This window comes from Amycolatopsis sp. NPDC114478 (assembly GCF_055633805.1).
Map to the genome: position 1 here is coordinate 90,299 of NZ_JBVKDO010000016.1, position 26,300 is coordinate 116,598.

The following is a 26,300-nucleotide window of genomic DNA, read 5'->3' on the forward strand; positions in this document are numbered from 1 at the left end:
GCTAGGGTGGCCCCATGTCCAGACCGACGATGGCCGACGTCGCGCGCCGGTGCGGGGTCTCGGCGATGACCGTGTCGTACTGCTACAACCAGCCCGACCGCGTCGCGCCCGAGACGCTGCGCCGCGTCCGCGAAGGCGCCGCCGAGCTGGGCTACCGCGGGCCGGACCCGACCGCACGGTCGCTGCGCCGCCGGCACAACGGCGCCGTCGGCGTCGTGCTCGGCGAGCACCTCGCCTACGCCTTCGAAGACCCGCAGGCCCGCCGGTTCCTCTCCGGCGTCGCCGAGGTCTGCCGCGAGCGCGGCAGCGGCCTCAACCTCATCCCGACGACCGGCGCGGAGGACGACGTCGAGCGCGTCCGGTCGGCGTCGGTCGACGGCTACATCGTGTGGACGACCGTCGACGACGATCCGGTCCTCGACGTCGTGAGCGGGCTCGGCAAGCCGGTCGCGATCCACGGCGGCCCCGCCTTCGCCGGAGCGCGGGTGGTCAGCATCGACAACCGCGCGTCGGCGCGGGAACTCGCCGCACGCACCTTCGCCGGCGCGAGACGGCCCGCGGTGCTCAGCTTTCCGTTCGACCGCGACCGCCGGACCCGGCTGGAAACCGCGCCCGCACCGGAAAGCATCGCGTTCCCGGTCACGCGGGAACGGCTCCTCGGCATCTACGACCACCTGGGCGACCCTGGCGGCTTGGCGGTCGCGATCGTCGCCCGCAACGACCGTGACGAAGCCGCGAAGCAGGCCGACGCGCTCCTCGACACCGAGCCCGACGCCGTGATCGCCATGAGCGACCAGCTCGCGTTCGCCGTCCTCGACGCCGCGCGCCAGCGTGGCCTGCGCGTGCCCGAAGACCTCGCGGTCGCCGGGTGGGACGACGACCCGGACGCCGAGCGCGCCGGGCTCACGACGGTCGCGCAGTCGCTCTTCGACCAGGGCCGGGACTGCGCCTTGATCGCGTTGGGCTCGCGTGAACCCGGCCGGCCGGCCGCGTGGACGACGATGGTCCGGGCGTCTACTCGCTGACCCGCACGACGAGCTTCCCGCGCCGTGGCCCACGTTCGGCGGCGGCGTGTGCGGCGGCTGCGTCGGTGAAGACCGCCTCGACCGGCACGCGGAACCGGCCCTCCTCGAAGAGCTTCGCCGCCTCGGCGAGGCCGTGGCGCCCGTCCGGCTCGCCGCCCAAAGCACCGGTGGATACGCGAACTCCGTGGGACGGGCCGCTGAAGTCGGCGAGCGTGACCACCGACGACGGCGTCCCGGTCAGCTCGATCAGCTCCGGCAGCGAACCCTTCCCGGCGACGTCGAGGGCCGCGTCGACCCGCCCGGGAACCCGCGCCGGCAAGCCGGGTCCGTACGCAATCGGGGTCGCGCCCAGGCTTTCGACGAACTCCAGGTCGCCGGCCGTCCCGAACACCCGCGCGCCCCGGGCGAGCGCCAAACCCACCACGAGGCTGCCGACGCCGCCGGACGCGCCGTCGACCAGCAGGGTTGTGCCGGCCCGGACGTCGAGCAGGTCGAGCGCGCGGGTGGCCGTCTCGATTCCGGAGGCCGCCGCGCCCGCCTGCTCCCACGGCATCGACGGCGGTTTGGGCGCCCAGAACGCCAGCACGGCGAACTCGGCGGTCGCCCCGCCGAGCCGGGCGACGTCGACCGCGCCGAACACCTCGTCGCCGACTTCGGCTCCGGGGCCGGCCTCGTCTACGACGCCCGCGGCGTCGACGCCCGGGATGTGCGGGAGGGCGATCGGCGAGCGGGACTTCCCGGCGCGGATCGCCAGGTCCACCGGCGAGACGCCGGCCGTCCGCACGCGGATCCGCACCTGACCGGGGCCGGCGTGCGGCTCCGGAACCTCGCCTGCGGACAGGACTTCCGGCGGGCCGAACCGCTCGAACCGGGTTGCGAACACGATCACTCCTCCACAGCCGGTGACCACGCCTACGCTAGGAAAGATCAGCGGCGCCGAACGGGAAGTGAGAGCCGTGGCCGACGAACTGACTCGGAAACGCCGGACGGACGCCGAACACAACCGCCGGCACCTCGTCGCGGTCGCGCACACGGCCTTCGCGCGCCACGGCCCGGACCTGCCGGTGCGGGAGATCGCGCGCCGCGCGGGCCTGGCCCCGGCGACCGTCCACCGGCACTTCCCGAGCCGCGCCGACCTCCTCGCCGCCGTGCTCGACGGCCAGGTCGACCGGTGCGAGCGGCAGCTGCGGGCAGCGATGGCCGACCCGGACAGCCGTCGCGCCCTGACCCGCACGTTCCACCGCTTCGGCGAATGGCAGGCCGAGGAACCGGGGCTGACCGGTGTCCTTTCCGGACCGGAGTTCTCCGGACGCCGTCGCGCGCACGCCGAGGCGTTCGCGCGGCTGGTCGAGCGGGCCCGCGCCGACGGCGTCCTCCGGCCCCGGGTCACGGTCGACGACGTCCGGCTCGCATTGACGGCTTTGACGTCGGCGCGGACGGGCGAGTCGGCGCGGCGGCTGACCGCGGTGCTGCTGACCGGCCTGCTGCGCTGATTCGCCCGTCCGCGCGGCTAGCACTGCCCGTCGGCGAGGACCCAGTAACCCGGGGACGTCTCGCGCAAGGCGTGCGTGGTGAACGTGTTCCACAGGCCCATGGCCTGGTTGGAGCCGTTCGCGTACGTCTGGCCGCCGCTCTGGTGCGCGCGGCCCGCCTGCGTGTGCGCGTAGTTGCTGGCGTTCACGCACGTGCCCGACGGCTGGGTGGGTGTCGTGGTGGTCGTGGTCGTCGTCGGCGGCGGAGTGGTCGTCGTGCCGCCGGAAGCCAGGCCCCAGAACACGCCCGTGTAGTAGCTGGAGCAGATGCCCGCGAGGAAGTACGCGCCGGTGCTGCCGCACTGCGTCGCGCCCGTGCCCGGGTCGACGGCCGTGCCGTGGCCCATGCCGGCGATCGAGTACAGCTGGACCTTGTCGGCGTAGTTCGTCAACGTCGTGCCGCCGGGCAGCGACTGGGTGCTGGTCGGGGTCTGGGAGACGCCGTGCACCGCCGTCCACTGGTCGCGCAGCTCGGTGCCGTTGACCGGGTAGACCGTGTAGTCGCCGGTGCCCTGCCAGATCGCGACGCGCGGCCACGGTCCGCTGTAGCCGGGGTACTGGGCTTTCGCGCGGGACGCCCACTGCGCCGGCGTCAGGTTCTGGTCGTTCTGCTGGCAGTTCGTCGCTTCGGTGACGCTCGTGGCGCACTGCGCGGGCAGCCCGGCGTCGATGCCGCCGCCGGCGAAGACGTCCGGGTAGGCCGCGAGCAGGTCCGCGGTCATGCCGCCGCCCGCCGAAAGCCCGGTGACGAAGACGCGCGAGCGGTCCGAGGAGTGGTCGGCGATCGCCTGGTCCACCATGGACTTGACGGACGCGGCCTCGCCGTTGCCGCGGGTGTCGTCGGCGGTCGAGAACCAGTTGAAGCACTTGAGCGAGTTGTTCGACGTCGACTGCTGCGGGAACACGACCTCGAAGCGCCACTTGTCGGCCAGCTCGGGCCAGCCGGAATGGGCGTAGTAGTCCGACGCGCTCTGCGTGCAGCCGTGCAGGGCGACGACGACCGGGCGGCCGGTTTCGAGGCCGGCCGGCGTGTAGGTGTACATCGCGAGAGCGCCCGGGTTGGCGCCGAAGTTCGCGACCTGGACCAGGGACGACGGCGGCGGGTCGGCGCTCGCCACCCCGACGGTGGTGAGCACGGCGGCGGTGATCGCGGCGAGTCCGGCGAAGGCGAGCTTGCGCATGGGGGAGTCCTTCTCGTCGTTGAGAGGGTTTCCAGCGACGCTAGGACGGTGCGGTGGCCTGGACCATGTGGCCGTCCACCACATCCTCGCGGCGATTCATGGTGACCGGCGGGGTGGCTCTCGCCGGGCGCACGCGCTTGGGTTCCGGTGCATCGAGACCGGAGGTGAACCGTGCGCAGATGGCTGGTTGTGGTTCTGGCGGGGGCGCTCGCGGCGGCGCTGCCCGCTTCGGCGTCGGCTTCGGCCGGGGGCTGCCGGGTGGACGTGCCCGGCGCCGAAAAGTTCGTTTCGGTGTGCCTGGACGACCTGACGACGACGGGCACGGTCGCGTCCGGTCACACGGTCGCGGCGGACTGGGCCGGGCTGACGTCGGCCGGGCTGCCCACCTACGGAAGCGTCCCCGGCGTCCAGGTCGACGGGTACTTCCCGGACACGTCGACGGCGAACACCAACAACGGCTGGAACCACGACTCCCAGTTCGTGCTGCGGCTGCCGGCGCACTGGAACGGCGGCCTCGTCGTCTCCGGCTCGCCGGGCGTGCGGCGCCAGTACGCGAACGACCGCGCGATCGGCGACCAGGCGCTGGCCGAGGGCTACGCGTTCGCCGCGACCGACAAGGGCAACACCGGCGTGGCCTTCTACGAGGACGGCGTCCGGCCCGGTGACGCGCTGGCCGAGTGGAACACGCGCGTCACCCAGCTGACGCTGGCCGCGCGGGCCGCCGCGGTGTCCCACTACCGCCGTCCGGTGACGCGGACGCTGGCGGCCGGGCTGTCCAACGGCGGCTACCTCGTGCGGTGGCAGCTGGAGAACCGGCCGTGGCTCTACGACGGGGGCGTCGACTGGGAGGGGACCCTGTGGCGTGCCGATGGACCGAACCTGCTGACGTTCCTGCCGCCGGCGCTTCGCGCGTACCCGGCTTACGCGGCGGGGTCGCCGGAAGCGCACCAGTCCATTTTGGACGCGGGGTTCGCGCCGGGGTCGGAGTTCCTGTGGGACTACCACTACCGCGTCTACTGGGACCTGACCCAGCGGATCTACCGCGAGGAGGTGGACCCGTCGTTCGACGGTCCGCTGTCGGCCGGAACCCCGTTCTGCGCCTCGGGAACGCCGTCGTGTGACGCCGACTACGAGTATGCGTCCCGGCCCGCTTCGGTGGCGCGGGCGGTGGAGCGGATCTCGCTGACCGGGCGGATCGGCAAGCCGCTGCTCACCCTGCACGGCACGCTCGACACGCTGCTGCCGATCACTCGCGATTCGGACGTGTACGACCGGATGATCACGGCGGCGGGGCGCGGGTCGCTGCACCGGTACTACCGGGTGGCGGGCGGCAACCACGTCGACGGGCTGGTCGACGCGTACCCGGACCGGCTGCGGCCGCTGGGCCCGTGCTTCCGCACGGCGTTCGACGCCCTGGGCGGCTGGCTGGGCGGGGTGCGCCCGCCGGCTTCCGGAACGATCCCGCTCCCGACTGGCGCGACCGCCGCGGACCTGGCGCGCACCTGCTCGCTGGGCTGACCCCGCTGTTCGTGAAGGCCACCTCGCAGTTCGGCGAGGTGGCCTTCACGATTTTCAGCGGACTGCGCCGAACGAAAGTGAACCGGATCCCGCCGGGGCCCGTACTACCCAGTGAGGGGCTTGTTCCGGGCTACCCGAAAACCGGCCTTGACCTGCTGTTTCACCGCCGGACGGGGGAACCCGTCCGGCCGCTTGCGGGAGCGTTGCCCCTCGTTCATGATGGGGCTCCGGGGTCCGCGAAACATTCGTTCACGTCGAATATCCAGGTGTCGGCCATGCTTCGGAAGAACCGCAAGTCCGGAAGTGAACGCCATGCTGCTACCCGTCGCCGGGGCCTCCTGATGGCCGCGGATCTGCCCGGTTTCGCCATCGTCGCCGGCCTGCTGCTCCCGGCGCTCGTCGCCGCGGCGTGGGCCGTCGCGCTCGAACGCCGTCCGCGCCGGGTCGTCCCACACCCCGATTCCGAGCCCGACTGGACGGTCGCCGGCATCCAGGCGCGCCTGCGCTTCGAGCAGGCGGCCGTGCGGCTGGCCGAGGCGGGCACGATCGCGCTGCCGACGTTGCCGATCCCGGAACAGACCGGCCGCGACTCGTCGCCGGACCGGCTGCCGTGGCGGGTCCCGCGCACGCTCCCGCCGCCACGGCCGCCATCGGGGCGCTTCCTCGCGCCCCGGCTGGCGTTCGCGGCGCCGGACACCGAGCTGATGCACCGCATCCTCGACGGCCTGCGCAACATGGACTGACCGCGCTGTCGATCCCCGGATCCGCCGTTCGTACAGGAGGTGACACGAACGGAAGGACACCCGATGCGCTCGATCCACGTCACCATGAACGTCACCCTCGACGGCGTCGTGCAGGGCCTCGGCCGGCCCGACGAAGACACCCGCGGCGGCTTCGCCCACGGCGGCTGGGGCACCCGCTACCAGGACGACGTCCTGGCCCAGGAGATGGCCGCGGGCATGAGCCGCCCCGGTGACCTGCTCCTCGGCCGCCGGACCTGGGAAGACTTCATCGGTGCCTGGGCGCACCGCGAAGACGGCAACCCCTTCACCACCCACCTGAACGCCGCCACCAAGTACGTCGCCTCGACCACCCTCGACGACGCCGGCGCGTGGCAGACTCGATCCTCCTGCCGGGCGACGCCGAGAAGACCGTCGCCGAGCTGAAGGCCGAACCCGGCCGCGACCTGTCCGTCATCGGCAGCGCGTCGCTCGTGCGCACCCTGCACGCCGCCGGCCTGGTCGACCGCTACACGCTGCTGATCGTCCCGCTCACCCTCGGCTCCGGCCGGCGCCTCTTCGAAGGACCGGCGCCGCTCACCGAGTTCACGCTCACCCGCAGCGTCACGACCACGAAGGGCGTCATCATCGCCCACTACCGGCGGCACTGAGCGCCGCCGGGGACTCGGCGTCCGGGATCAGCAGCCGGGGCGCGCCCGAGCCGTCGGCCGGGACCGACCAGACGTCCGCGTGGCCCGGGCCGCGGGGCACGCCGTAGCCGATCGTGTGGTCGTCGAGCCACGCCGGCTGGTCGTCGACGCTGCGGGTCTCGGCCAGCGGCGTCACCTTCGCCGCCGCCAGGTCGAGCACCGACAGCCGCCACCCGCGAGTCGGGTCACCGTCCACAGCGGACTTGAACGCCACGCGCGTCTGGTCCGGCGAAAGGGACGGGCACTCGACGTTCTCCCGCAGCGTCCGGACCGTGTGCGCGGCGAAGTCGCCCGCGACGAGGTACCGGCGGCCGGCCGTCGACATCGTCGCGTAGAAGTGGCGGTCGTCGCGGGTGAAGGTGACGCCCCAGAAGTTGAGGTCCGCCGCCTGGTACGGCTTGCCGTCGAGCGTCACGGCGTAGTCCTCCAGGGTCCCGGCCAGGTCGCCGGTCGCCGTGTCGAGGATGCCTGCGCGGGTGGAGAACATGCCGCCGTTGTAGGAGTCGCCGGTGACGAACACCGTCCACGCGACCATCCGGCCGCTCGCCGACACCCGCGCCCGGTTCGGCAGCCCGACCAGCGGGATCTCGCGCTTCGACGTCAGCCCGGCGTCGAGCACCACCAGCTGGTAGGTCGTCAGGTCGCCGTCCGGGCGCAGGCAGAGCCCGGTGCCGCCGGCGGCGTAGACGCGGCTGCAGGACAGCGGAGACACCGTCCGCGCGCCGCCCGGGTCGGTGGCCGGCACCGTGGCGACGTGCCCGCGGTCGGCGTCGGCGGTGCTGCGGAACAGCAGCCGCGAGCCGGGGGAGAGGCTCACCACGCCGGTCGCCGAGACGTCGTGGCTGCGTGCGCTCGCGAAGCCGACGTACGCCACCGCCGCTCCGGCCAGCACGAGCACGCCGGCGACCGCGATCAGGATCCGGGTCTTCACGCGGCGACCTTCCGGGGCGAGAGGACCACGAACGTGACGGCGATCGCGACCACCGCCCCACCGGCGGCGACGCCGATCGCGAGCCCCGCGCCCCAGAACTGCCACGCGAGTCCGAAGAGGACGGACGAGGCGAAGTACGCAAGCGCTTGCGCCGTCTGCACCAGGGAAATCCCCGTGGTGCGCAACGACTCCGGCAGCAGCGGACCGGCCAGCGCCATCAGGACGCCGTCGGTCGCCGCGTAGAACGCGCCGTACAACACCAGCGCCAGCACGAACAGCGGCCAGCCGGACACCGGCCCGGCCAGCAGCAGGTAGACGAGCGCGAGCGCGCCGTAGCCGCCGAGCACCACCGGGAGCCGGCCGACGCGGTCGGCCAGCGCGCCGAGCGGCGCGGCCAGCAGGAGGTAGCTCAGGTTGGTGCCGACGGCGAGCAGCGGGAACCAGCCGGTCGCGATGTCCTCCTTGTGCTGCAGCAGCAGGTAGACGAACCCGTCGCCGACGGTCGCCAGCCCGAGCACGCAGGCCACCACGAGCAGGCGCCGCACGCCGCTGCCGCGCAGCAACGCGGCCGCCGCCCGCGGGGAAACCGGGTCGGCCGGCTTCGGGGTCCGGTGGTCGCGGACGAACAGCACCAGCAGCAGCACGCCGATCGCGGCGACGCAGAAGCTGACGACGAACACGGCGTCGAACGCCTCCGGGTTCGTCGCGCCGACCGCGGCCAGCACGGCGAGTGCGACCAGCGGCCCGGCGAACGCGCCCATGCTGTCCATCGCCCGGTGCACCCCGAAGGCGCGGCCGAGCAGCGGTTCCGGGGCCGACAGGGTGATCAGCGCGTCGCGCGGCGCCGTCCGCAGGCCCTTGCCGGTGCGGTCGAGCGTGATCACGGCGCCGATCGCGGCCGCCGACGCCCCGGCGGCGAGCAGCCCGAGCTTCGCGATCGCGGACAGCGCGTAGCCCGCGCCGGCGACGACCTTGCGGCGGCGGACCCGGTCGGCGACGTACCCGCCGACGATCCGCAGGAGCGCCGTCGCGCCGGTGTAGAGGCCGTCGACCAGGCCGTACGCGGCCGGGCCGAGGTGCAGCCCGAGCACGAGGTACACGGGCAGGACCGCGGTGACCATCTCGGAGGAGACGTCGGTGACCAGGCTGACGGCGCCGAGCGCGAAGACGTTCGCGCCGACCGCCGAGAGCTTGCCCTTGGTGGGGTGCTCCCGGCGGCCGATGGTGGCGAGGTACACGCGGTTACTGCCAGACGTCGAGGATCGGCGACTTGCTCGCGGCGCCGCCGATGCCCGGCAGGCCGTAGGACGCCTCGATCGTGCGCAGCACGGTGTAGTGGTTGATCGATTCGCTGTAGCTGCCGACCTGGACGTGCGCGCCGGTGAAGCTGGTGAAGATCTGGTTCACCGACGTGCCGCTGTCTTCGTCGAAGGTGGTGATCAGCAGGCTGTTGTGCGTCTTGGCCCACTGGGCGTAGGCGTCGAGGTGGTTCTTCAGCCAGGTGTCGCCGGTGCCGATGGAGCAGTCGTGCATGTCATTGCACATATCGGGCGTGACGAACGAAACGGTCGGCAGCTGGGTGAAGTCGGACGGGAAGCTCGAGTAGCGGAGGTTGCTCGCGGCCGGGACGTTCGAGAAGTCGACCCAGCTGTTGTGCTTGCGCCGGTAGGTGCCGCTGGAACAGCCGGTGTAGCCGTCCGAGGGCATCGCCTCGGAGTAGCCCGTGAAGGACTTGCCCGCGTCGAGCAGCTGCCGGCCGAGGTTGGCCTTCGCGCCGAGGTCGGCCGGGCAGGTGTCGTCGGTGACGCCCTGCGTCGCGCCCGAGAAGAGGGCGACGTAGTTGGGCTGGCTCGGGTGCGTGATCGCGAAGGAGTTCGTGAACTTCGCGCTCTGCGAGGCGAGGGTGTTGAAGTAGGGCGCGCTGGAACTGCCGTTGATCGAGGAGTACTTCTTGTTCTCGAACATCACGAGGACGATGTGGTCGAACGCCGGCACGGTGGCCGCCGTCGGCTGCACGGCGGGCTCCTCCGTCCGGGTGACGACCGTGGTCGTGATCGCACCGGCCGTGACGAGGGCTGCGGCGGCGAACACGGCGAAGATCCGCTTGCGGATCATGGGTCCTCCAGCGTGTGGTGGGTGAGGGCGCCTCATGATGCCCAGGCCGGAGGTCCGGTGCGTGCCGTGTCGTGGTCCGGTTCGTGAACACCTGGGAACCTCCGGCGGACAAGGGAAAGAGTGGGTCAACGATTTTCCGGTGTCAACCTCCTTTGGTAGGTGTCCACTGTGGACAGCCAGGGACTTGACAGGTCGCTCCCAGGCCGTTCAAAGGAACGGGGCCGAGACTCGAACGCATGGACCCCAACACGACAGGCGGCGCGGCCCGCCGCGAGCACGGCCGCCGCAAGGCCGCGCTGGTCACGGCGACGGTGGCGGTGCTCGGCGCGGCCACGGCCGGCGCGATCGGCTTCGGCCTCTCGGCGGCTTCGGCCGCCGACACTTCGACCACGTCGACCACCACTCCGACCGGTTCCCAGGACCAGCTCCAGTCATCGGACAGCGGGCTGAGCTCGGGTTCGGGCAGCGCGCACACGGGCTCGGGTGCGTCGTGACGACGGCGGCGAGAGCGTTCCCGGCGCTGGGCACGACGGCGGAGGTGGTGGTCACCGACCCCGGCCGGCTCGGCACGGCGGTCGACCTGCTGGAGGCGGAGCTGGCCGCGATCGACCTGGCGTGCAGCCGGTTCCGGGCGGACTCGGAGATCTCGCGGCTGCACGAGACGGCCGGGCGGCAGGTCCGGGTGGGGGCGTTGCTGGCGGAGGCGCTGGCAGCGGCGCTGCGCGCGGCCCGGTTGACGGACGGGCTGGTCGATCCGACGGTCGGCGCGGCGGTCCGGGCGCTGGGTTACGACCGCGACTTCGCCCTGATCACGGACGCGGTCGTGAGCGTGGAACAGTGTTCTAACCCTGTTTCACACTCACGACCCACCCCGGCGGAACCGGTACCCGCTCCGGGCTGGCACCGTGTCCTCTTCGACCCCGCGCAGCGCCTCGTCGTCCTCCCGCGGGGCGTCCACCTCGACCTCGGCGCCACGGCGAAAGCCCTCGCCGCCGACCGCGCCGCGCGGCGGATCCACGCCTCGCTCGGCTGCGGGGTCCTCGTCAACCTCGGCGGTGACCTGCGCACGGCCGGCCCGGAACCCGCCGGCGGCTGGCAGATCGCGCTCGGCGACGACCACGCCGAGGCCGTCGTCCGGCCCGACACCACCGTCGCGCTGCACCGGGACGGCGCCCTCGCCAGCTCCGGCACGACCCGGCGGCGGTGGCGGCACGGCGGCCGGACCGTGCACCACATCGTCGACCCGCGCACCGGGGACGCCGCCGAACCCCGGTGGCGCACCGTCTCCGTCGCCGCCAAGTCCACTGTGGACGCCAACACCGCGAGCACCGCCGCCGTCGTCCTCGGTGGGGACGCGCCCGGCTGGCTCGCGGAACGACGGCTGCCCGCGCGGCTGGTCGGCGTCGGCGGCGACGTCGTCACGACGCCCGGCTGGCCCAGCGAGAGGAAGGCCGCGTGATGTGGTACTTCAGCCGCGCGACCGGTCTCGTCTCGCTCATCCTGTTCACCGCTGTCGTCGTCCTCGGCGCGCTCGGCGCCGGGCGGTTCGCCACGCGGGCGTGGCCCCGCTTCACCGTCGCCGCCGTGCACCGGAACCTCGCGCTGACCAGCGTCGCGTTCCTCGTCGCGCACATCGCGACGGCGATCCTCGACGGCTACGTTTCGCTGAGCTGGCTGGACGTGCTCGTCCCGTTCGGCTCGGGCTACCGGCCGCTCTGGGTCGGGTTCGGCGCCGTCGCCGTCGACCTGCTGCTCGCGATCGTCGTCACCAGCCTGCTGCGCACGCGCATGCCGCCGCGGGCCTGGCGCGCCGTGCACTGGCTGGCCTACCTCTGCTGGCCGGTCGCGCTGGTGCACGGCTTCGGCATGGCCGAGGACGACGCCGCGTACGGCTGGATCGTCGCGCTCGACGTGGTGTGCGTGCTGGCCGTGCTCGGCGCCGTCGCCTACCGCGCCACCCGGCAGGACGCCGACACCGCGACCCGCAAGCTCTCGCCGCTCGGAGGCACCCGATGACCATCCTCCCGTCCCACCGCCTCGACCTGGCCGGGCACCGGCGCCGCAACGGCGTCGTCCCGTGGGTCGCCTACCACGGCGAAGACGGCCGCGACCGGCTGATCGAGGCCGTCGCCGCGGCGGACCTGCGCGGCCGCGGCGGCGCGGGCTTCCCGACCGCGCGCAAGCTGCGGGCCGCGCGGAAGCCGCGCTCGATCGTCGTCGCGAACGGGTGCGAAGGCGACCCGCTCAGCCACAAGGACGCCGCGCTGCTCACGCTGTCGCCGCACCTGGTCCTGGACGGCCTGCAGCTCGCCGCACACGCCATCGGCGCCGGCGAGACCGTCCTTTGTGTACACCAGGGGAGCCCGGTGCTGCCGGGCGTCCGCGCGGCGCTCGCCGAACGCGACGACCGCGTGCCGGTGCGCGTCGAGGAGATCCCGCGCCGGTACGTCGCCAGCGAGGAGACCGCGCTCGTCCACCACCTGACGTCGGGGGACGCGCTGCCGCTCGGCAAGTCGCCGCGGCCCGACGAACGCGGGGTGCGTGGCCGGCCGACGCTCGTGGACAACGTCGACACGCTGGCGCAGCTGGCATTGGTGATCTTGCAGGGCCCGCAGCACTACCGCGCGGCGCGGGTCGATCTGGTCACGGTGACCGGCGCGGTCCGGCGGCCGGGGGTCGTGGAGGTGCCGGCGGGAGCGTCGCTGTCGACGGTGCTGGCCGCGGCGGGCGGCGAGGCCGAGCCGGTGCAGGCTGTGTTGTCCGGCGGCTACGGCGGGATGTGGACGGCGGACTTCGGGTCCGGGCTGACCGGAATCTCGGCGGTGTACGCGCTGCCGGCGCGGGCGTGCGGGCTCGAGTACACGGCGAAGGTGCTGGCGTTCCTGGCGGCGGAGTCGGCCCGGCAGTGCGGGCCGTGCATGTTCGGCCTCCCGGCGATCGCGGCGGACTTCGCGGAGCTGTTACGCGGCGGCGGTCCCGCGACGGCCCGGTTGGCCCGTCGGTTGCCGCTGTTGAGCGGTCGCGGGGCATGCGCGCACCCGGACGGCGCGGCGCGGCTCGCGACGAGCGCGTTGCAGGTGTTCGGTCCCGACGTGGCGGCGCACTCGGCCGGCGGCTGGTGCCGGGTTCTGGAGCGTGTCGCATGAGGGTGACAGTGGACCCGATCGGGTGCCGGGGGCACGGGCTGTGCGCCGATCTGCTGCCGGAGGCGGTCCGGTTGGACGAGTGGGGGTATCCGGTGGTGGCGTCGGGACCGGTGCCGCCGGAGCTGGTGGCCGAGGCCCGCCGAGCGGCGGCGGCTTGCCCGGCGCTGGCGTTGCGGCTGCGGAAGGACTGAGCCTCAGACGGCGGTTCTTCCTGGTGGAGAAACGGGTCGTCGCTGGGCCCCTGCAGTCGTTAACCTCCGTTGCATGGAGCTCATCGACCGGATCCGCGGTGCCCGGCTCGTCGGCGTGCTCACCGGCGCCGGGATCTCCACCGCTTCCGGCATCCCCGACTACCGCGGCCCCGATGGCGTCTGGACGCGCTCGCCCAGTGCCGTCAACGCCTTCACGCTCGAGAACTTCATGGCCGATGCCGAAACGCGGCGGGAATTCTGGCGCAGCTACCGCGGTCATGCGGCCTGGCGCGCCGAGCCGAACGCCGCCCACCGTGCCCTTGCCGACCTGGATGGCGACGGCGTCGCCGTGCGGGTGCTCACCCAGAACGTCGATGGCCTGCACCAGAAAGCCGGCCTCGCCGCGCGGAAGGTCCTCGAACTGCACGGCAGCATGCACACCACGCGCTGCACCGGCTGCGCGGCCCGGTTCCCGACCACCGACGTGCTGGAGCGCGGCGACGACGACCCGCAGTGCCCGCGGTGCGGCGGCATCCTGCAGCTCGACATCGTCCTTTTCGGACAGAACCTGGACGGCGAAGTCCTCGGGCGCGCGCGGAACGTCGCCGCGGCGAGCGAGGTGTTCCTGGCCGTCGGCAGCTCGCTGCAGGTGGAGCCGGCCGCGTCGCTGTGCACGGTCGCCGTGCAGGCCGGGGCGACGCTGGTGATCGTCAACCGGCAGCCCACGCCGTACGACGAGGACGCAGCGTTCGTCCTGCGCGACGACATCGAGACGGTCGTCCCGGAGCTCTGCGCGGCGGTCCGCGCGTGATCCGCGAGGCTGGCGAGTCCGCAGGCCGGCCGGGGTCATGCAGATCCCGCCCGCGTCGACCCGGTTCCGGTTCCGCGCGGAGCCGGGCGTCGAGGAGTGGGTCCGCGACCTCGCCGTCCTCGAGGACTTCTACGCGCTGAGCTAGGCGGACGCGAGCGGCACCGTCGTCAGCAGGTGGCGGCCCGCGACGCTCGCGCCGTCGCCGCGCACCCGGCCCGAAAACGCCTTCGCCCGCGCCGCCACTTCGGGCCGCAACGCCACTTCGAGCGCCGAGGTCAGCGAAGAAGCCGTCGGCACGCCCGGGTCCGTCGCCGCGCCGAGGCCGAGCGAGTGGACCCGGCCCGCGAAGTAGTGCTGGTCGTACATCTGCGGCACGACCACCTGGGGCGCGCCCGCGCGGGCGGCGACCGTCGTCGTGCCCGCGCCGCCGTGGTGGACGACCGCGGCCACGCGCCCGAACAGCGCCTGCTGGTTGATCTCGCCGATGCCGAGGCAGTCCGGTGCGTCGGCGGCGACGAGGTCCGCCCACCCGCGGGCGACGACCGCCCGGCGGCCGTGCGCCCGCGCCGCGGCGAGCGCGGCCTCCGCCGCCTCGGCCGGCGCCCGCATGCTGCCGAAGCCGAAGTACACCGGCGGGTCGCCCGCATCGAGGAACGCCAGCAGCTCGGCCGGCAGCGGCCGCCGGTCCGGCCAGATCCACGCCCCCGTCTGGACGACCCGCGGGTCACCCGGCTCGGGCCACGGCGCCAGCGCGGGGTCGGCGGCGAGCCACGGCCGGTCGGTGAACACGTGGCCCGGCAGGTCGTCGACGGGCGCCTGGCCGGCGGCCGCGCGGTGCTCGTTGACCTTGCCGCCGAAGAAACTGTTCCAGCGCCGCGCGTCTTCGTCCCACAAAGCGCGGTTTTCCTTTTCCCCGGGCGTCCGCCACGGCATCGGCGGCGGCGCGTGCCGGTCGGACGGCAAGGTGATCGGGCAGAAACTCGTGTAGACGTAGGCGGCGCCGGTCCGCTCGGCGATCGAGCGGGTGGCGAACTGCAGGGCGCCGCCGGCGACGAGGACGTCACAGCCCTCGGCGGCCACGGAGATCGTCTCGAACTGGGTCGTGACGGTGTCCTCAGTGGACTTCCGGATCTGCTCGGGCGTCGGCTTCACCCGGTGCGCCTTCGCCGTCGCGCGCACTTCGGGGCCGATCGGCACGACGTCGAAGCCCAGCTCGTCGAGCCAGTCCCGGAAGTCGGGCGGCACGCACAGGCGGACGTCCTGCCCGAGCGCCCGCAGCTCCGAGGCCAGCGCCAGCACGGGCTGCACCTCGCCCCGCGAGCCGATCGTGGACAGCAACACACGCATGAAAAATCCCCTCGGCGGAAATTGGTGAGCCCGAATTGTGGACCCGCCCCGGGGTCTTGCCACAAGCCCCGGGGTCCGCTATATGTTGAAGTGGGGAGAGGGAATCATCCCAGGTGTTTCATCCCAAGGTGAACGGGTCCCGCGTGCCGCCGGTCAGTTCGACCCACACCGCCTTGTCCACCAGGTACTCGTCGATCGCGTGGACGCCGTTCTCGCGTCCGAGGCCCGAGTTCTTCACCCCGCCGAACGGCACCGACGGCGCCACCACCCGGTACGCGTTGATCCACACCGTCCCGGCCTTGAGCTTCGCCGCGACGCGGTGCGAGCGGTGGACGTCCTTCGTCCACACCGCGCCGGCCAGGCCGTACGGCGTGTCGTTCGCCAGGCGGATCGCCTCCGCTTCGCTCGTGAACGTCAGCGCCGCCAGCACCGGGCCGAACACCTCCTCGCGCACGACCGTCGACGACGGCTTCACCCCGGTCAGCACCGTCGGCCGCACGAACAGGCCGCCGAGCGCCGGTTCCGCCCCGCCGCCGCAGACGACCGTCGCGCCTTCGGCCTTCGCCGTCTCCAGGTGGTGCAGCACCTTCTCGTACTGCGGCGCGTTGGCGACCGGGCCCATCTCGGTGCCCGGCTCGTTCGGGTCGCCCAGCCGGATCGCTTCCGCCCGCTCGGCGACCAGCCGGACCAGCTCGTCGTGGACGTCGGCGTGCACGATCAGCCGCGACCCGGCCATGCACGTCTGGCCCGTCGCGGCGAACACCCCCGCGACGACGCCGTTGGCCGCCGCGGCGAGGTCGGCGTCGGGGAACACCACCTGCGGCGACTTGCCGCCCAGCTCCAGCGTCACCTTGTTGAGGTTCCCGGCGGCCGCCAGCGCGACCGCGCGGCCGGTGGCGGTCGACCCGGTGAACGCGACCTTGTCGACGCCCGGGTGCCCGGCCAGCGCCGCGCCGGTCTCGCGGGACAGCCCGGTGACGACGTTGACGACCCCGGGCGGGAACCCGGCTTCGGTGATCAGCTCGGCCAGCCCGAGCGTCGAGACGGGCGAGTGCTCGGACGGCTTCACCACAACCGTGCACCCGGCGGCCAGCGCGGGCGCGAGCTTCCAGGTGAGCAGCAGCAGCGGCGAGTTCCACGGCGTGATGGCCGCGACGACGCCCACCGGCTCGCGGCGGGTATAGACGAGGTAGTCCGGGTTCGGCGCCGGGATCTGGCGGCCCTCGATCTTGTCGGCCAGGCCCGCGAAGTAGTGGTACCAGCCGCCGAGCCCGGTGAGCTGGCCGATCATCTCGCGGTAGAGCTTGCCGGAGTCGTTCACCTCGAGCCGCGCGAGCCGCTCGGCGTGCTCGCCGATGAGGTCGCCGAGCCGGCGCAGCAGGGCGGCGCGCGCGAACCCGGTGGTCGCGCCCCACTCGCCGTCGAGGGCCGCGCGGGCCGCCGCGACCGCGTCGTCGACGTCTTCCGGACCGCCGTCCGGGACGACCGCCCACGGTTCGCCGGTGTAGGGGTTCTGGGACCCGAACGTCCGGCCGGAACGGGCTCCGACGGCTTTTCCGTTGATCAAAAGGGAAAGCCGGGGAAGTGGGTCGCTCATGGTCCGTCCTCCTCGACGTCGAGCCGTGCCGCTCTCAGCCTGCACCCGGACGGGGGCCTGACGTAACCTTCGACGGCGGTCTGGCTACCACCGCGCGGTCGAGGACGCCTTCGCCGCCGGGGGCACGATTTCATCACCCGGGCTGTCATCCCTTTGCCGAGGAGCAGTTTTGTGGTGCGGGAAAGTCAGGAGATCTCGATGCTCTCGCCGGTTTCGGGAACGGTTTCCCGCGTCAGTTCTTCGGCGAAGATCGTATCGATCTTCGCGGACGCGGTCCGCAGTTTCGTCACGCTCGCGACGAGCAGCAGGAGTACGGCGGCGGGGACGACGAGCAGCACGGGCGGCCAGCCGGCGACGACGACCGCGCCGGTGGAGATCATTGCGAACGCGAGGAAGAGCGTCCTGGCGACGACTCGCGGCCACGCGGGGAGCGGCTTGGCGTGCCGCCCGCGACGTGTTCCGTAAACCGGCCGCGCGAGGGCAGCGTGGACGCTCATCAAGACCTCCGTGGAGTCGGGTTCGGGGTTTCCCGGCGGGAGTGCCGGAGCCGGAACGCAGCCGGGCGGACACGTGGTGTGTGTCGGGGCGCGGCCGGTTCCGGTTACGGCTCGTTATTGGTTCGAGTCCGAATTCGGGAAAACAATTCCGCGCTATTAGCGGACGGTTTCCGGCACTAGGGCCGTTGGACCCGGATCAGGCCCGGCCGGAGGTCCCGGAGCCCTTGCCCTTGCCCTTGCCGTGGCTGCGGGTGCGCTGCGGGTTGGCGGGCTTCCCGGGCTTCGGCTGGTCGTCGTGAGTCACGGCGGCGGGTTCGAGCTCGGCGGACTCGGGGGCGCGGGGTCCCGAACCGACGGTCCCGGAGGCGGCGAGGGGTGTGGAGGAGGGGTGAGCGGGCGCGGGCGAACTGGGCGCCGGCGGCTGGGCCGGGGTGGTGGTACCGGAGTCCGGAGAGGAGAGGACGAGAGCGGAAACGGCGACCACGGCGGCGGCGGTCAACCCGGCGGCGGCGGTGAACCGGCGGCGGTTCGCGGGTTCGCTGGCCGGCGAGAGGCCGATTGCGGCGAGGACTTTCCGCGGGCCGGCCGGGAGAGGCGCGCTGGTGTCGCTCAGCGTGGGCGCGAACGGGCCGTGGTGGGTCGGGGTACGGGAGTCGGTTCGGTGGCCGGAGCCGCCGGCCGTGGGAGCGAGTGGATCGTGGCCGGAGTCACTTGCGGTGAGGGCGTGCGGAACGCGGCCCGCGCCGGGAGCGCCGGGGCCGGTTCGGTGGCTGGAGCCACTTGCGGTGAGGGCGTGCGGAACGCGGCCCGCGCCGGTCCCGTGCCCGGGATCGCCGGAGCCGCTGGCCGTAGGGGCGAGCGAGCCGTGGCCGCCGGAGCCGTCCTCCGCGGCGTTGAAACCACCGGCACCACCCGCCGCCGCGCCGAGTCGTTCGCGCTTGCCGCCTCCTACCGGGGCCGCGCGGTGGCGTCTTCTCAACACCTCGCCCAGCCGCCCCGAAGGCCACGGGAGCGCCGGGACCGGGGCGTGCAGCAGCTCGCGGACCTCCGCCGCCGTCGGGCGGTCGGCCGGCTCGCGCCTGGTCATCCGGCGCAACGTGTGCGCCAGCGAGGGCGGCAGCCCCTCCGGAATCCGCGGGGCCCGGGTCAGCCGGGCCATCGCCGCCTCGACCATCGTGCCCGAGTACTCGCGGCGGCCCGTCACGCACTCCAGCAGGATCAGCCCCAGCGCGTACACGTCCGCCGGCGGTCCCGCCCGCTCGCCGCCGACCTGCTCGGGCGCCAGGTACGCCGCCGTGCCGGGGACCACGCCCGTGCCCGTGATGTGCGTCGTGTCGAGGGCGTGTGCGATGCCGAAGTCCCCGATCAACGGGCCGTCCGCGGACAGGAACACGTTGGCGGGCTTGAGGTCCCGGTGCACGACGCGCCGCGCGTGCACGTGGGCGAGTGCCTCGGCCAGCCCGTCGGCCAGCGCCGTCACCTCGGCCACCGGCATCGGGCCGCCCAGCAGCCGCTCCGCCAGGTTCTCGCCCTCGACGAGCTGCATCACCAGGTACGTCCGGCCGTGCTCGGTCCCGCTGTCGAGCAGCGCGACCACGCCCGGGTGGGTGATGCTGCCCTGGATGCTCATCTCGCGCAGCCGGCGCCGCTGGTCGAGCGCGACGGTGTCCCGGTCGTAGATCTTGACCGCGACCTCGCGCTCGAGCCGCAGGTCGTAGGCCCGGTACACCCGCGCGGTCCCGCCGCTGCCGACCAGCCTGCCGACCTCGTACCGCCCGGCCAGCAGGCCGGGCGGACGGTCGTCGAGGGAACGCGGGGCGGCGGTGAACTCGTCGATGGCGAAGCGCGCGCACGTCACGTCGTCCGCGTCGCCCATCGGCGCGTTCCCCGTTCTGCCGGCTTCGTCGGCCACGGCCGCGATGTACCCCGAACCGGTGGCCGGCAAACGTCAGAAGATCACGAGAAAGCGTCCACTCCGGTCAGCTCCGCCGACAACGTCCACAGGCGACGGGCCTCCTCGCGGTCGACGGCGTACCGGCGCACGCCCGACTCGGTCATGCCGACGGCGCCGGCGGGGGACAGCTCGGCGACGTCGCAGTCCTCGAGGTACAGCCCGCCCAGGTCAGCGAGCTGCGGGGACGTCGCGGCCCAGACCGTCGTCGCCGCGCCCTGCTCCGGCGTCTTGAACTTCACCAGGTAGTTCCCGGCCTCGTCGATCCAGCCGCGCTCGATCATCTCCTCCCGCGGGAGGTGGCGCTGCAGCGGCGTCATGATGCCGCCGGGGTGCAGCGCGAACGCGTGGACGCCCTTCTCCGCGCCCAGCTCGTCCAGCCGGACGGCGAAGAGGACGTTGGCCGTCTTGGCCTGCCCGTAGGCGGCCCACTTGTCGTAACCGCGTTCGAACTGGACGTCGTCCCAGCGGATCGGCGAGTAGTGGTGGCCGCGCGAGGACAGGGCGACGACGCGGGCGCCGTCGGCGACGGCCGGCCAGAGGCGGTTGACCAGGGCGAAGTGGCCGAGGTGGTTGGTGGCGAACTGGGCTTCCCAGCCCGGACCGACGCGGGTCTCCGGGCAGGCCATCACGCCCGCGTTGGTGATCAGGAGGTCGATCTGCCGTCCGGTGGCGAGGAAGCGCTCGGCGAAGGCGCGGACGCTCTCGAGGTCGCCCAGGTCCAGCTCGTCGACCTCGACGTTCTCGAAGCCGGCGAGAGCTTCTTCGGCGGTCTCGCGGCGACGGGCGGGGACGACGACGTGCGCGCCGGCGCCCACCAGGGCGCGGGTGGTTTCGAGGCCGATCCCGGAGTACCCGCCGGTGACGACGGCGAGCTTGCCCGTGAGGTCGACGCCTGCGACGGCTTCGGCGGCCGTGGTCGTGGCGCCGAAACCCGAACCGATCTTGTGCTGTGCGGTGGTCATGCCTCGACGCTACGAGCTGGAGTGCACTCCAGCGCAAATCGCGGACGCGGCCGAAAGAGGGGACAATCGGGGGCGAGAGGCAGCCGACCCAGGAAGGCTCTGATGTCCGACTACTACGGGAACCAGCCCCAGGACGTCCGCCCGGGGATCGACGCGCGCCGGCTGTGGGCCGGCGGGGTGGCGACGGCGGTGATCGCGGCCCTGCTCGCGGTGGTCGGGTTGCTGATCGCGCGCGGCGTCTTCGAGGTAGAAGTGCTGGCCCCAAAAGGCGAGGGCGTCTGGGGCAACGCGAGCACCACGACGTACGCGCTGGTCGCCGCCGCGGTGGCCCTGCTCGCCACCGGGCTGATGCACCTGCTGAGCGTCGCCACGCCGGCGCCGTCCCAGTTCTTCGGCTGGATCATGGTGCTGGTGACGCTGATCGCGGTGGTCCTGCCGCTGACGTTGACGGTCGCGCCGAGCGCGAAGATCGCCACGGCCGCGATCAACCTCGTCATCGGGCTCGTCATCGCCGCGGTGGTGAACAGCATGGCGGCCAGCGCCCGGACGCTGCACCGGCGCCGGCAGAGCGCCGCGCCGCCGCCGGCGACCCGGCAATACCCGCAACAGCAGCCCCCGCCGACCCGCTACTACGACCAGTGACCATGGACACGGTCGACGTGCGGGAGACCAACCGCCGCGTGATCGAGCAGTTCCGCGCCGGCGGCGAGGTGGACGGCATGCACCGCGAGCGGCTGGTGCTGCTCACGACCACGGGCCGCCGGTCGGGGGAGCCCCGCACGGTCCCGATGATGTACCACCGCGACGGCGACCGGCTGCTGGTGGTGGCGTCGAACATCGGGGCGCCCCGGCATCCGGACTGGTACTTGAACCTGGCGGAGGACTCGCGGGTGAAGGTGGAGGTGGACGGCCGCGAGTTCCCGGCCGAGGCGCTGCCGCTGCTGGGGGCGGACTACGTGCGGACCTGGGGTGAGCTGGAGAAGCAGTACCCCTTTTTGGCGGACCACCAGGCCAAGGCGCGGGAGGCCAAGCGGGTCATCCCGATCGTGGAGCTGTCCGAAGAGGACTGACCGCAGCCGGTCCTCTTCGGACGGTCCTACTTGCTCGCCACCCGGCGGTACTTCGCCGTCGCCAACGGGGCGAACACCGCGATGATCGCCACGCAGCACAGGATCGCGTACAGTGCCGCGTTCTCCGCCGGCCACCCCGTCGGCGCCGGGCCGAAGCGGTTGCCGAACAGATCTCGCGTCGCGTTGATCACCGCCGTGAACGGGTTCCAGTCCGCGATCGCCTTCAAGAACGGCGGCAGCGTCTGGGTCGGGACGAACGCCGACGAGATGAAGCTCAGCGGGAACATCCAGATCAACCCGAGGCTCTGCGCCACCTCGACGCTGCGCGCCGCCAGGCCGATCAGCGCGCCCACCCAGGACAACGCCCACGCGAACATCAGCATCACCAGGTAGCCCAGCAGCGCGTCCCAGAAGCTGCCGCGGATGCGCCAGCCCACGATCAGCCCGCACGCCGACATCACGACCAGCGCCACCACGCTGACCACCAGGTCCGACGTCGTCCGGCCGAGGACCACCGCGATGCGGGACATCGGCAGCGAGCGGAACCGGTCGATGATGCCCTTCTGCAGGTCGTTGGCGAAGCCGATGACCGTGAACGCCGAGTTGAACGCCACCGTCTGGGCGAAGATCCCCGCGATGAGGAACTCCCGGTACGCCGCGCCGCCCGCTTCGCCGCCGATCGCGTTGCCGAAGACGTACGCGAACAGCAGCACGAACATGATCGGCTGCAGCGTCGCCGCCATCAGCCAGTCCGGGTTGCGGCGGACGTTCATCAGGTTGCGCCACGTGATGATGCCGCCGTCGGAAATGCCCTTCGCGAGCGTGTTCACTTGGCCACCTCCTCGGCCGGCGAAGCGCCGTGGCCGGTCAGGGACAGGAAGACGTCGTCGAGGGTCGGCCGGTGCAGCGCGACGTCCTGGACGGCGATGCCCTGGCCGTCGAGCCGGCGCAGGGCCTCGATGAGCGCTTTCGGGCCGGTGTCGACGAGGATCTCCGCCCGCCGGGTGTGGTCGTCGCCGGCCGGCTCGCCCGTCCCCACCTCGCGCAGCACCGCCAGCGTCGCCGGCAGGTCCGCGGCCGAGGCGACGACCAGCTCCAGCCGCTCGCCGCCGATCTGGGCCTTGAGCTCGTCGGCCGTGCCGCGCGCGATCACCCGGCCGTGGTCGATCACCACGATCGAGTCGGCGAGCTGGTCGGCCTCTTCGAGGTACTGCGTGGTCAGCAGCACGGTCGTGCCGTCCGCGACCAGCTGCTTGATGACCCCCCAGGTGTCGAGGCGCCCGCCCGGGTCGAGGCCGGTGGTCGGCTCGTCGAGGACCACGACGGCCGGCTCGGCGACCAGCGCGCCGGCCAGGTCGAGGCGCCGCCGCATGCCGCCCGAGTAGCCCTTCGCCGGCCGGTCGGCGGCGTCTTCGAGCGCGAACCGCGCCAGCAGCTCCCGGGCGCGCGAGCGGGCCGCGGACTTCCGCCGGCCGTACAGCCGCCCGACCATGTAGAGGTTCTCGAACCCGGTGAGGTTCTCGTCGACGGCCGCGTACTGCCCGGACAGCCCGATCCGCTGCCGCACCTCGTCGGGCTGGGTCAGGACGTCGTAGCCGGCCACGCGCGCCGAGCCCGAGTCCGGCCGCAGCAGCGTCGTCAGGATGCGGACCGTCGTGGTCTTCCCGGCGCCGTTCGGGCCGAGCAGGCCGAGCACGCGCCCGGCCGGGATGTCGAGGTCGACGCCGTCGAGCGCGCGGGTCGCCCCGTAGGTTTTGACGAGCCCGCGCACTTGGACGGCGCTGTCCGGTTCCGGCATGGCGGTTTCCCCTCTCGGTGACCCCGCCAAGCTAGGCCAGCGCGTCCGGTTTGTCCTCCGGGTTTCTCCCTGAGCCGGGTCAGTTCGCCGAAAGCGTGACGGCGAACTCCGGCGGCGTCCGCAGCGTCTGGAAGACGACGCAGTAGCGCTCGGTCAGCTTCTTCAGCGTGGCGAGCTGCTCTTCGGAGGCGTCGGTGTCCAACGCGAACGACAGCCGGATCGCGCGGAAGCCCACCGGGGCGTCCTTGGCGACGGCGAGGGTGCCGCGGAAGTCCAGGTCGCCTTCGGCGCGCACGCGGCCGCCGCGCACCTCGAGACCCAGCGACGTCGCGACCGCCCGCAGCGTCACGCCCGCGCACGCGGCGAGCGCTTCCAGCAGCATGTCGCCCGAACAGGCCAGGCTGCCGTCGCCACCCGTCGCGGGGTGCAACCCGGCTTCGACGACCGCTCGGCCGGTCTCCACCTTGCAGGAGATCCCGAGGGCGTCGAGCTCGGCGTCGGCGTGCAGCGTGACGAGCGCGCTCTCCGGCTGCTCGCGGTACTTGTCCTTCAGCGGCGCCTGGGTCGCGCGCAGCTCTTCGGTGTCCATGGGGGGATTCTGCCCCGGAAAACGGAGAAGCGGGGAGACCGGAAGCCCGGTCTCCCCGCTTCAGCGGTTCAGCTTCAGCTCAGGGTGACGGCCACGTCGTCGATGACGAACGAGGTCTGCAGCGAGCTGTCTTCGGTGCCGCTGAAGTTCAGCGCCAGGGTGCCGCCGGCGGCCGACGAGACGTCGATCGTCTTGAGGGCGTAGCCGGTGTTCTTGTTCAGGTTGGAGTAGCTGCCCAGCGTCGCGCTGCCGTTGGAGACGGTCAGCTTGTCGTAGGCGGTGGTGGTGGTCGTTTCCGCGGTGTCGATGTGCAGGTAGAACGTCAGGCTGGCGTGGCAGCCCGCCGGGATGCTCACCGACTGGGCGACGGACTCGGTGTGGGTCGAGCCGTAGCCGTCGAGCCAAGCGGAGTACGTGCCGCCGTGCGCGGCCTCACCCGAGGACGCCCACTGGCCGATCGCGCCGGTGGTGCCGGTCCAGCTGCCGCTGCCCGATTCGAAGCCGCCGTTGACGATCTTCTGGCCGGAGCAGCCGCCGGTGGTGCCGACGGTCCAGGTGAACGACGCCGTGCCGGTCTTGGCGGCCGCGTCCTTCGCCGTCACCGTGACGTTCGAGGTGCCCGCGGTGGTCGCGGTGCCCGAGATCGTGCCGGTGGAGGCGTTGATGGACAGGCCGGCCGGGAGGCCGGTGGCCGACCAGGTGTACGGCGCGGTGCCGCCGGAAGCCGACAGCGGGAGGTTGACCGAAGCGCCGGTCACGGTGGACTGGTTGCCCGGGTTCGAAACCGTGACGGTGCCGGTGGCCGAGCACGTCGGGTCACCCGACTGCGCCGGCACGCTGACCGCGTCCCACGCCGCCTTGACGGTGTTGAACTCGGTGCAGCTGCCCGGGAACAGGTTCTTGGCCGCGGTCAGCGTCCAGGTGCGGTACTTCAGGTAGGACGCGCCGCTGGTCTTGAGCAGCATCGCGTTGTAGAAGATCTTCACCGCGTTCTGGACACCGAGACCGGTGATCGACGAGCTGTTGCAGGTGGGGCTGGTCGGCTGCCCGTTGCTCGGGTTGGTGCCTTCGGCCAGCAGGTAGAACCAGTGGTTGCCGGGGCCGGCGGCCGCGTGCACCTCGGTGGACGGGATCGAGCTGTCGTAGCAGTTCTTGTCGCCCAGCGCCGACGGGTTGTACATGTTGCGGATCGGGCCGTTGCCGACCAGGTTGATCTGCTCGCCGACGAGGAAGTCCGGCACGTCGTAGGGAGCGGGCTCGTTCGCGAACCACTCGGTCGAGGCGCCGAAGACGTCCGCGACGAACTCCTGCGTGCCGTTGCCCGAGATGCCGCCCGGGGTGTGGTCGTCGATGCCGTGGCCGTGCTCGTGCGCGACGACGTCGATCGAGCCGATCCACTGGTTCTGCGAGTTGTGGCCGATCTGGACCTGGGTGCCGTCGTAGTAGGCGTTCTGGTCGGCGAGGCCGACGCGGATCGGCCAGCCGCCGCCGTTGCCGTCGAAGCTGTTGCGGCCCAGCCACTGCGAGAGCATCTTGTTCTCGGTCTGGGCGGCGAAGAGGGCGTCGACGCAGCCGGTCTCGCGGCTGGTCGCGTTGCCGTTGCCCCAGCTGTCGCTCGTCTTGCTGAAGGTGGTGTTGTTCGCCGCGTCCTGGCAGGACGTGTTGGTGATCGTCGGGTCCTGCATCGTGTAGGTCGAGCCCGAGTGCGTCGTGTCGAGGTGCACCGGGTTCGGGCCGTTCCACGCCGAGGTGCCGTCGCCGTGCAGGACGTGCTCCTGCGTGTGGAGCACCTTCCCGGTGGCGGCGTCGACGATGACGTCGAGCCGGCTCGGGCCTTCGGCGTCGCGGCCGACGACGGTGCTCTTCCACGCCAGCGTCGGCTTGCCCAGCGCGAAGACGACCTGCTGCGCGGGGCTGACGCTCTCCACCGCGGACAGCTGCTGCCGGGCGGTGGCCTCGGCCGCGGCCTTCGTCACCTTCCCGGCGGTGGTGGCCAGGTTGATGGTCTGGTCCTGCGCGACGGAGGTGCCGAGCACCTGGCCCGTCGAGTTGGTCGCGACGACGAAGTCGCCGCCGACCACCGGCAGGCCCTTGTAGCTGCGCTCGTACGGGATGTACTGCAGCCCGTTGGTGGCGGAAATCGCTTTCTGGGCCAGGAAGACGTCGTCCGCGCTGGCGTGCAGCGCGGCCGGCCTGCTCGCCACCAGGCCGGCGGCCGCGGTCGCGGCCTGGGCCACGGCGCTCGGGACGGCGTCCGGGGTGGCGTTCGGGGTGGGTTGTGCCTGTGCGGTGCCGGTGATGCACAGCGCACCGACGAGTACGCCGGCTGCTGCCAAGACGACAGGACGTCTCAGATCCATCGAGGAATTCCCTCCGGGCAGGGTGAACCAGGCCCGGGTCGAGGCCGGGCCGGATCAAGGGGACGAGAGGTGCTGCTGTGGAACGGAAATCAGAATCGGGTGCCGGAGCCTCGTGAACAAGCGACTAACGTACGGTCTTATCTACCGAAGACAATAACTCCCAAAAAGGACATTTCCCGCCATTGGGATTTCCGGGCTCGTCCGTCCACTCAGGACTGGACGGAGATCACCGCCGTTCGGGTGATCT

28 protein-coding genes are annotated in these 26,300 nt (G+C 72.5%); 14 read left to right on the plus strand and 14 right to left on the minus strand.

What is annotated here, in order from left to right; translation table 11 throughout:
• The first annotated feature begins 14 nt into the window (after positions 1 to 14).
• Positions 15 to 1,025, plus strand: coding sequence for a LacI family DNA-binding transcriptional regulator (locus ACZ7OH_RS35605; protein WP_470284867.1), 1,011 nt, complete (start codon positions 15 to 17; stop codon positions 1,023 to 1,025).
• Here the strand turns inward: ACZ7OH_RS35605 and ACZ7OH_RS35610 are convergent.
• Positions 1,015 to 1,908 carry an NADP-dependent oxidoreductase gene (locus ACZ7OH_RS35610; protein ID WP_470284868.1) on the minus strand — a complete coding sequence of 298 codons (894 nt, stop codon included), beginning with the start codon at positions 1,906 to 1,908 and terminating at the stop codon, positions 1,015 to 1,017. The genes ACZ7OH_RS35605 and ACZ7OH_RS35610 overlap by 11 nt on opposite strands.
• A 73-nt stretch (positions 1,909 to 1,981) precedes the next feature.
• Between ACZ7OH_RS35610 and ACZ7OH_RS35615 the strand changes: the two genes are divergently transcribed.
• Entirely contained in the window at positions 1,982 to 2,518 is a 537-nt protein-coding gene (locus ACZ7OH_RS35615) for a TetR/AcrR family transcriptional regulator (RefSeq protein WP_470284869.1), read from the plus strand.
• 17 nt (positions 2,519 to 2,535) lie between these two features.
• Here ACZ7OH_RS35615 and ACZ7OH_RS35620 read toward each other — a convergent pair whose 3' ends face one another.
• Positions 2,536 to 3,738 carry an extracellular catalytic domain type 1 short-chain-length polyhydroxyalkanoate depolymerase gene (locus ACZ7OH_RS35620; RefSeq protein ID WP_470284870.1) on the minus strand — a complete coding sequence of 401 codons (1,203 nt, stop codon included), beginning with the start codon at positions 3,736 to 3,738 and terminating at the stop codon, positions 2,536 to 2,538.
• 189 nt (positions 3,739 to 3,927) lie between these two features.
• On the opposite strand from ACZ7OH_RS35620, the gene ACZ7OH_RS35625 reads away from it, so the two are divergent.
• From ACZ7OH_RS35625 to ACZ7OH_RS35640, 4 genes are all read left to right on the plus strand, one after another.
• The gene (locus tag ACZ7OH_RS35625; RefSeq protein ID WP_470285024.1) at positions 3,928 to 5,256 is read left to right on the plus strand and encodes a 3-hydroxybutyrate oligomer hydrolase family protein; all 1,329 of its coding nucleotides are present in this window, start codon (positions 3,928 to 3,930) and stop codon (positions 5,254 to 5,256) included.
• 275 nt (positions 5,257 to 5,531) lie between these two features.
• Positions 5,532 to 5,999, plus strand: a complete 468-nt coding sequence (locus tag ACZ7OH_RS35630; RefSeq protein ID WP_470284871.1) for a hypothetical protein — start codon at positions 5,532 to 5,534, stop codon at positions 5,997 to 5,999.
• A 63-nt stretch (positions 6,000 to 6,062) separates the two neighbouring features.
• Positions 6,063 to 6,422, plus strand: coding sequence for a hypothetical protein (locus ACZ7OH_RS35635; RefSeq protein WP_470284872.1), 360 nt, complete (start codon positions 6,063 to 6,065; stop codon positions 6,420 to 6,422).
• Positions 6,368 to 6,646 carry a dihydrofolate reductase family protein gene (locus tag ACZ7OH_RS35640; RefSeq protein WP_470284873.1) on the plus strand — a complete coding sequence of 93 codons (279 nt, stop codon included), beginning with the start codon at positions 6,368 to 6,370 and terminating at the stop codon, positions 6,644 to 6,646. Before ACZ7OH_RS35635 ends, ACZ7OH_RS35640 begins: the two co-directional genes overlap by 55 nt.
• Here the strand turns inward: ACZ7OH_RS35640 and ACZ7OH_RS35645 are convergent.
• From ACZ7OH_RS35645 to ACZ7OH_RS35655, 3 genes are read right to left on the minus strand one after another with little or no spacing between them, the layout of a single operon-like run.
• A complete protein-coding gene (locus tag ACZ7OH_RS35645) occupies positions 6,621 to 7,616 on the minus strand; it encodes a TolB-like translocation protein (RefSeq protein ID WP_470284874.1) in 996 nt (331 codons plus the stop codon). The genes ACZ7OH_RS35640 and ACZ7OH_RS35645 overlap by 26 nt on opposite strands.
• Positions 7,613 to 8,854: an MFS transporter gene (locus ACZ7OH_RS35650; protein ID WP_470284875.1), complete on the minus strand. Its 1,242-nt coding sequence runs from the start codon at positions 8,852 to 8,854 to the stop codon at positions 7,613 to 7,615. The genes ACZ7OH_RS35645 and ACZ7OH_RS35650 overlap by 4 nt, the downstream gene beginning before the upstream one ends.
• A 4-nt stretch (positions 8,855 to 8,858) precedes the next feature.
• Positions 8,859 to 9,731, minus strand: coding sequence for an alkaline phosphatase family protein (locus ACZ7OH_RS35655; protein ID WP_470284876.1), 873 nt, complete (start codon positions 9,729 to 9,731; stop codon positions 8,859 to 8,861).
• A 236-nt stretch (positions 9,732 to 9,967) separates the two neighbouring features.
• Between ACZ7OH_RS35655 and ACZ7OH_RS35660 the strand changes: the two genes are divergently transcribed.
• The 6 genes from ACZ7OH_RS35660 (at position 9,968) to ACZ7OH_RS35685 (ending at position 13,879) form a co-directional block, all read left to right on the plus strand.
• Entirely contained in the window at positions 9,968 to 10,225 is a 258-nt protein-coding gene (locus ACZ7OH_RS35660) for a hypothetical protein (protein WP_470284877.1), read from the plus strand.
• On the plus strand, positions 10,222 to 11,190 hold the full coding sequence (locus tag ACZ7OH_RS35665; protein WP_470284878.1) for an FAD:protein FMN transferase: 969 nt from the start codon (positions 10,222 to 10,224) through the stop codon (positions 11,188 to 11,190). Before ACZ7OH_RS35660 ends, ACZ7OH_RS35665 begins: the two co-directional genes overlap by 4 nt.
• On the plus strand, positions 11,190 to 11,747 hold the full coding sequence (locus ACZ7OH_RS35670) for a ferric reductase-like transmembrane domain-containing protein (RefSeq protein ID WP_470285025.1): 558 nt from the start codon (positions 11,190 to 11,192) through the stop codon (positions 11,745 to 11,747). Before ACZ7OH_RS35665 ends, ACZ7OH_RS35670 begins: the two co-directional genes overlap by 1 nt.
• Positions 11,744 to 12,877, plus strand: a complete 1,134-nt coding sequence (locus ACZ7OH_RS35675) for an NADH-ubiquinone oxidoreductase-F iron-sulfur binding region domain-containing protein (protein ID WP_470284879.1) — start codon at positions 11,744 to 11,746, stop codon at positions 12,875 to 12,877. The genes ACZ7OH_RS35670 and ACZ7OH_RS35675 overlap by 4 nt, the downstream gene beginning before the upstream one ends.
• A complete protein-coding gene (locus ACZ7OH_RS35680; RefSeq protein ID WP_470284880.1) occupies positions 12,874 to 13,068 on the plus strand; it encodes a ferredoxin in 195 nt (64 codons plus the stop codon). The genes ACZ7OH_RS35675 and ACZ7OH_RS35680 overlap by 4 nt, the downstream gene beginning before the upstream one ends.
• Positions 13,069 to 13,141: 73 nt before the next feature.
• Positions 13,142 to 13,879, plus strand: coding sequence for an SIR2 family NAD-dependent protein deacylase (locus tag ACZ7OH_RS35685; RefSeq protein WP_470284881.1), 738 nt, complete (start codon positions 13,142 to 13,144; stop codon positions 13,877 to 13,879).
• 141 nt (positions 13,880 to 14,020) lie between these two features.
• On the opposite strand, the gene ACZ7OH_RS35690 is transcribed toward ACZ7OH_RS35685, so the two are convergent.
• From ACZ7OH_RS35690 to ACZ7OH_RS35710, 5 genes are all read right to left on the minus strand, one after another.
• Positions 14,021 to 15,226, minus strand: coding sequence for a glycosyltransferase (locus ACZ7OH_RS35690; RefSeq protein WP_470284882.1), 1,206 nt, complete (start codon positions 15,224 to 15,226; stop codon positions 14,021 to 14,023).
• A 118-nt stretch (positions 15,227 to 15,344) separates the two neighbouring features.
• A complete protein-coding gene (locus tag ACZ7OH_RS35695; RefSeq protein ID WP_470284883.1) occupies positions 15,345 to 16,823 on the minus strand; it encodes an aldehyde dehydrogenase in 1,479 nt (492 codons plus the stop codon).
• A 185-nt stretch (positions 16,824 to 17,008) separates the two neighbouring features.
• Positions 17,009 to 17,320: a hypothetical protein gene (locus tag ACZ7OH_RS35700; protein ID WP_470284884.1), complete on the minus strand. Its 312-nt coding sequence runs from the start codon at positions 17,318 to 17,320 to the stop codon at positions 17,009 to 17,011.
• Between the two features lie 196 nt (positions 17,321 to 17,516).
• Positions 17,517 to 19,232 carry a serine/threonine-protein kinase gene (locus tag ACZ7OH_RS35705; RefSeq protein WP_470284885.1) on the minus strand — a complete coding sequence of 572 codons (1,716 nt, stop codon included), beginning with the start codon at positions 19,230 to 19,232 and terminating at the stop codon, positions 17,517 to 17,519.
• A 44-nt stretch (positions 19,233 to 19,276) separates the two neighbouring features.
• Positions 19,277 to 20,236 carry an SDR family NAD(P)-dependent oxidoreductase gene (locus ACZ7OH_RS35710; protein WP_470284886.1) on the minus strand — a complete coding sequence of 320 codons (960 nt, stop codon included), beginning with the start codon at positions 20,234 to 20,236 and terminating at the stop codon, positions 19,277 to 19,279.
• A 102-nt stretch (positions 20,237 to 20,338) separates the two neighbouring features.
• Here ACZ7OH_RS35710 and ACZ7OH_RS35715 point away from each other — a divergent pair, with 102 nt between their 5' ends.
• Both ACZ7OH_RS35715 and ACZ7OH_RS35720 read left to right on the plus strand, forming a co-directional pair.
• Complete coding sequence (locus tag ACZ7OH_RS35715; RefSeq protein ID WP_086682824.1) at positions 20,339 to 20,878, plus strand: DUF6069 family protein; 540 nt, start codon at positions 20,339 to 20,341, stop codon at positions 20,876 to 20,878.
• 2 nt (positions 20,879 to 20,880) lie between these two features.
• Complete coding sequence (locus ACZ7OH_RS35720; RefSeq protein ID WP_470284887.1) at positions 20,881 to 21,306, plus strand: nitroreductase/quinone reductase family protein; 426 nt, start codon at positions 20,881 to 20,883, stop codon at positions 21,304 to 21,306.
• 26 nt (positions 21,307 to 21,332) lie between these two features.
• Here the strand turns inward: ACZ7OH_RS35720 and ACZ7OH_RS35725 are convergent, their stop codons facing one another.
• The 4 genes from ACZ7OH_RS35725 to ACZ7OH_RS35740 form a co-directional block, all read right to left on the minus strand.
• On the minus strand, positions 21,333 to 22,136 hold the full coding sequence (locus ACZ7OH_RS35725; RefSeq protein ID WP_470284888.1) for an ABC transporter permease: 804 nt from the start codon (positions 22,134 to 22,136) through the stop codon (positions 21,333 to 21,335).
• Complete coding sequence (locus ACZ7OH_RS35730) at positions 22,133 to 23,104, minus strand: ATP-binding cassette domain-containing protein (RefSeq protein ID WP_470284889.1); 972 nt, start codon at positions 23,102 to 23,104, stop codon at positions 22,133 to 22,135. The genes ACZ7OH_RS35725 and ACZ7OH_RS35730 overlap by 4 nt, the downstream gene beginning before the upstream one ends.
• 79 nt (positions 23,105 to 23,183) lie before the next feature.
• On the minus strand, positions 23,184 to 23,693 hold the full coding sequence (locus ACZ7OH_RS35735; RefSeq protein ID WP_470284890.1) for an OsmC family protein: 510 nt from the start codon (positions 23,691 to 23,693) through the stop codon (positions 23,184 to 23,186).
• Between the two features lie 74 nt (positions 23,694 to 23,767).
• The gene (locus tag ACZ7OH_RS35740) at positions 23,768 to 26,053 is read right to left on the minus strand and encodes a M4 family metallopeptidase (protein ID WP_470284891.1); all 2,286 of its coding nucleotides are present in this window, start codon (positions 26,051 to 26,053) and stop codon (positions 23,768 to 23,770) included.
• Positions 26,054 to 26,300: the final 247 nt, after the last annotated feature.

What these genes read in the sequence shown, in the direction of transcription:
- ACZ7OH_RS35710 (WP_470284886.1), bottom strand. Translation starts at nt 20,236, where the DNA reads ATGACCACCGCACAGCACAAGATCGGTTCGGGTTTCGGCGCCACGACC.
- ACZ7OH_RS35635 (WP_470284872.1), top strand. Translation starts at nt 6,063, where the DNA reads ATGCGCTCGATCCACGTCACCATGAACGTCACCCTCGACGGCGTCGTG.
- ACZ7OH_RS35660 (WP_470284877.1), top strand. Translation starts at nt 9,968, where the DNA reads ATGGACCCCAACACGACAGGCGGCGCGGCCCGCCGCGAGCACGGCCGC.
- ACZ7OH_RS35715 (WP_086682824.1), top strand. Translation starts at nt 20,339, where the DNA reads ATGTCCGACTACTACGGGAACCAGCCCCAGGACGTCCGCCCGGGGATC.
- ACZ7OH_RS35685 (WP_470284881.1), top strand. Translation starts at nt 13,142, where the DNA reads ATGGAGCTCATCGACCGGATCCGCGGTGCCCGGCTCGTCGGCGTGCTC.
- ACZ7OH_RS35630 (WP_470284871.1), top strand. Translation starts at nt 5,532, where the DNA reads ATGCTTCGGAAGAACCGCAAGTCCGGAAGTGAACGCCATGCTGCTACC.
- ACZ7OH_RS35720 (WP_470284887.1), top strand. Translation starts at nt 20,881, where the DNA reads ATGGACACGGTCGACGTGCGGGAGACCAACCGCCGCGTGATCGAGCAG.
- ACZ7OH_RS35695 (WP_470284883.1), bottom strand. Translation starts at nt 16,823, where the DNA reads ATGAGCGACCCACTTCCCCGGCTTTCCCTTTTGATCAACGGAAAAGCC.
- ACZ7OH_RS35735 (WP_470284890.1), bottom strand. Translation starts at nt 23,693, where the DNA reads ATGGACACCGAAGAGCTGCGCGCGACCCAGGCGCCGCTGAAGGACAAG.
- ACZ7OH_RS35655 (WP_470284876.1), bottom strand. Translation starts at nt 9,731, where the DNA reads ATGATCCGCAAGCGGATCTTCGCCGTGTTCGCCGCCGCAGCCCTCGTC.
- ACZ7OH_RS35690 (WP_470284882.1), bottom strand. Translation starts at nt 15,226, where the DNA reads ATGCGTGTGTTGCTGTCCACGATCGGCTCGCGGGGCGAGGTGCAGCCC.
- ACZ7OH_RS35740 (WP_470284891.1), bottom strand. Translation starts at nt 26,053, where the DNA reads ATGGATCTGAGACGTCCTGTCGTCTTGGCAGCAGCCGGCGTACTCGTC.
- ACZ7OH_RS35700 (WP_470284884.1), bottom strand. Translation starts at nt 17,320, where the DNA reads ATGAGCGTCCACGCTGCCCTCGCGCGGCCGGTTTACGGAACACGTCGC.
- ACZ7OH_RS35670 (WP_470285025.1), top strand. Translation starts at nt 11,190, where the DNA reads ATGTGGTACTTCAGCCGCGCGACCGGTCTCGTCTCGCTCATCCTGTTC.
- ACZ7OH_RS35675 (WP_470284879.1), top strand. Translation starts at nt 11,744, where the DNA reads ATGACCATCCTCCCGTCCCACCGCCTCGACCTGGCCGGGCACCGGCGC.
- ACZ7OH_RS35605 (WP_470284867.1), top strand. Translation starts at nt 15, where the DNA reads ATGTCCAGACCGACGATGGCCGACGTCGCGCGCCGGTGCGGGGTCTCG.
- ACZ7OH_RS35730 (WP_470284889.1), bottom strand. Translation starts at nt 23,104, where the DNA reads ATGCCGGAACCGGACAGCGCCGTCCAAGTGCGCGGGCTCGTCAAAACC.
- ACZ7OH_RS35620 (WP_470284870.1), bottom strand. Translation starts at nt 3,738, where the DNA reads ATGCGCAAGCTCGCCTTCGCCGGACTCGCCGCGATCACCGCCGCCGTG.
- ACZ7OH_RS35680 (WP_470284880.1), top strand. Translation starts at nt 12,874, where the DNA reads ATGAGGGTGACAGTGGACCCGATCGGGTGCCGGGGGCACGGGCTGTGC.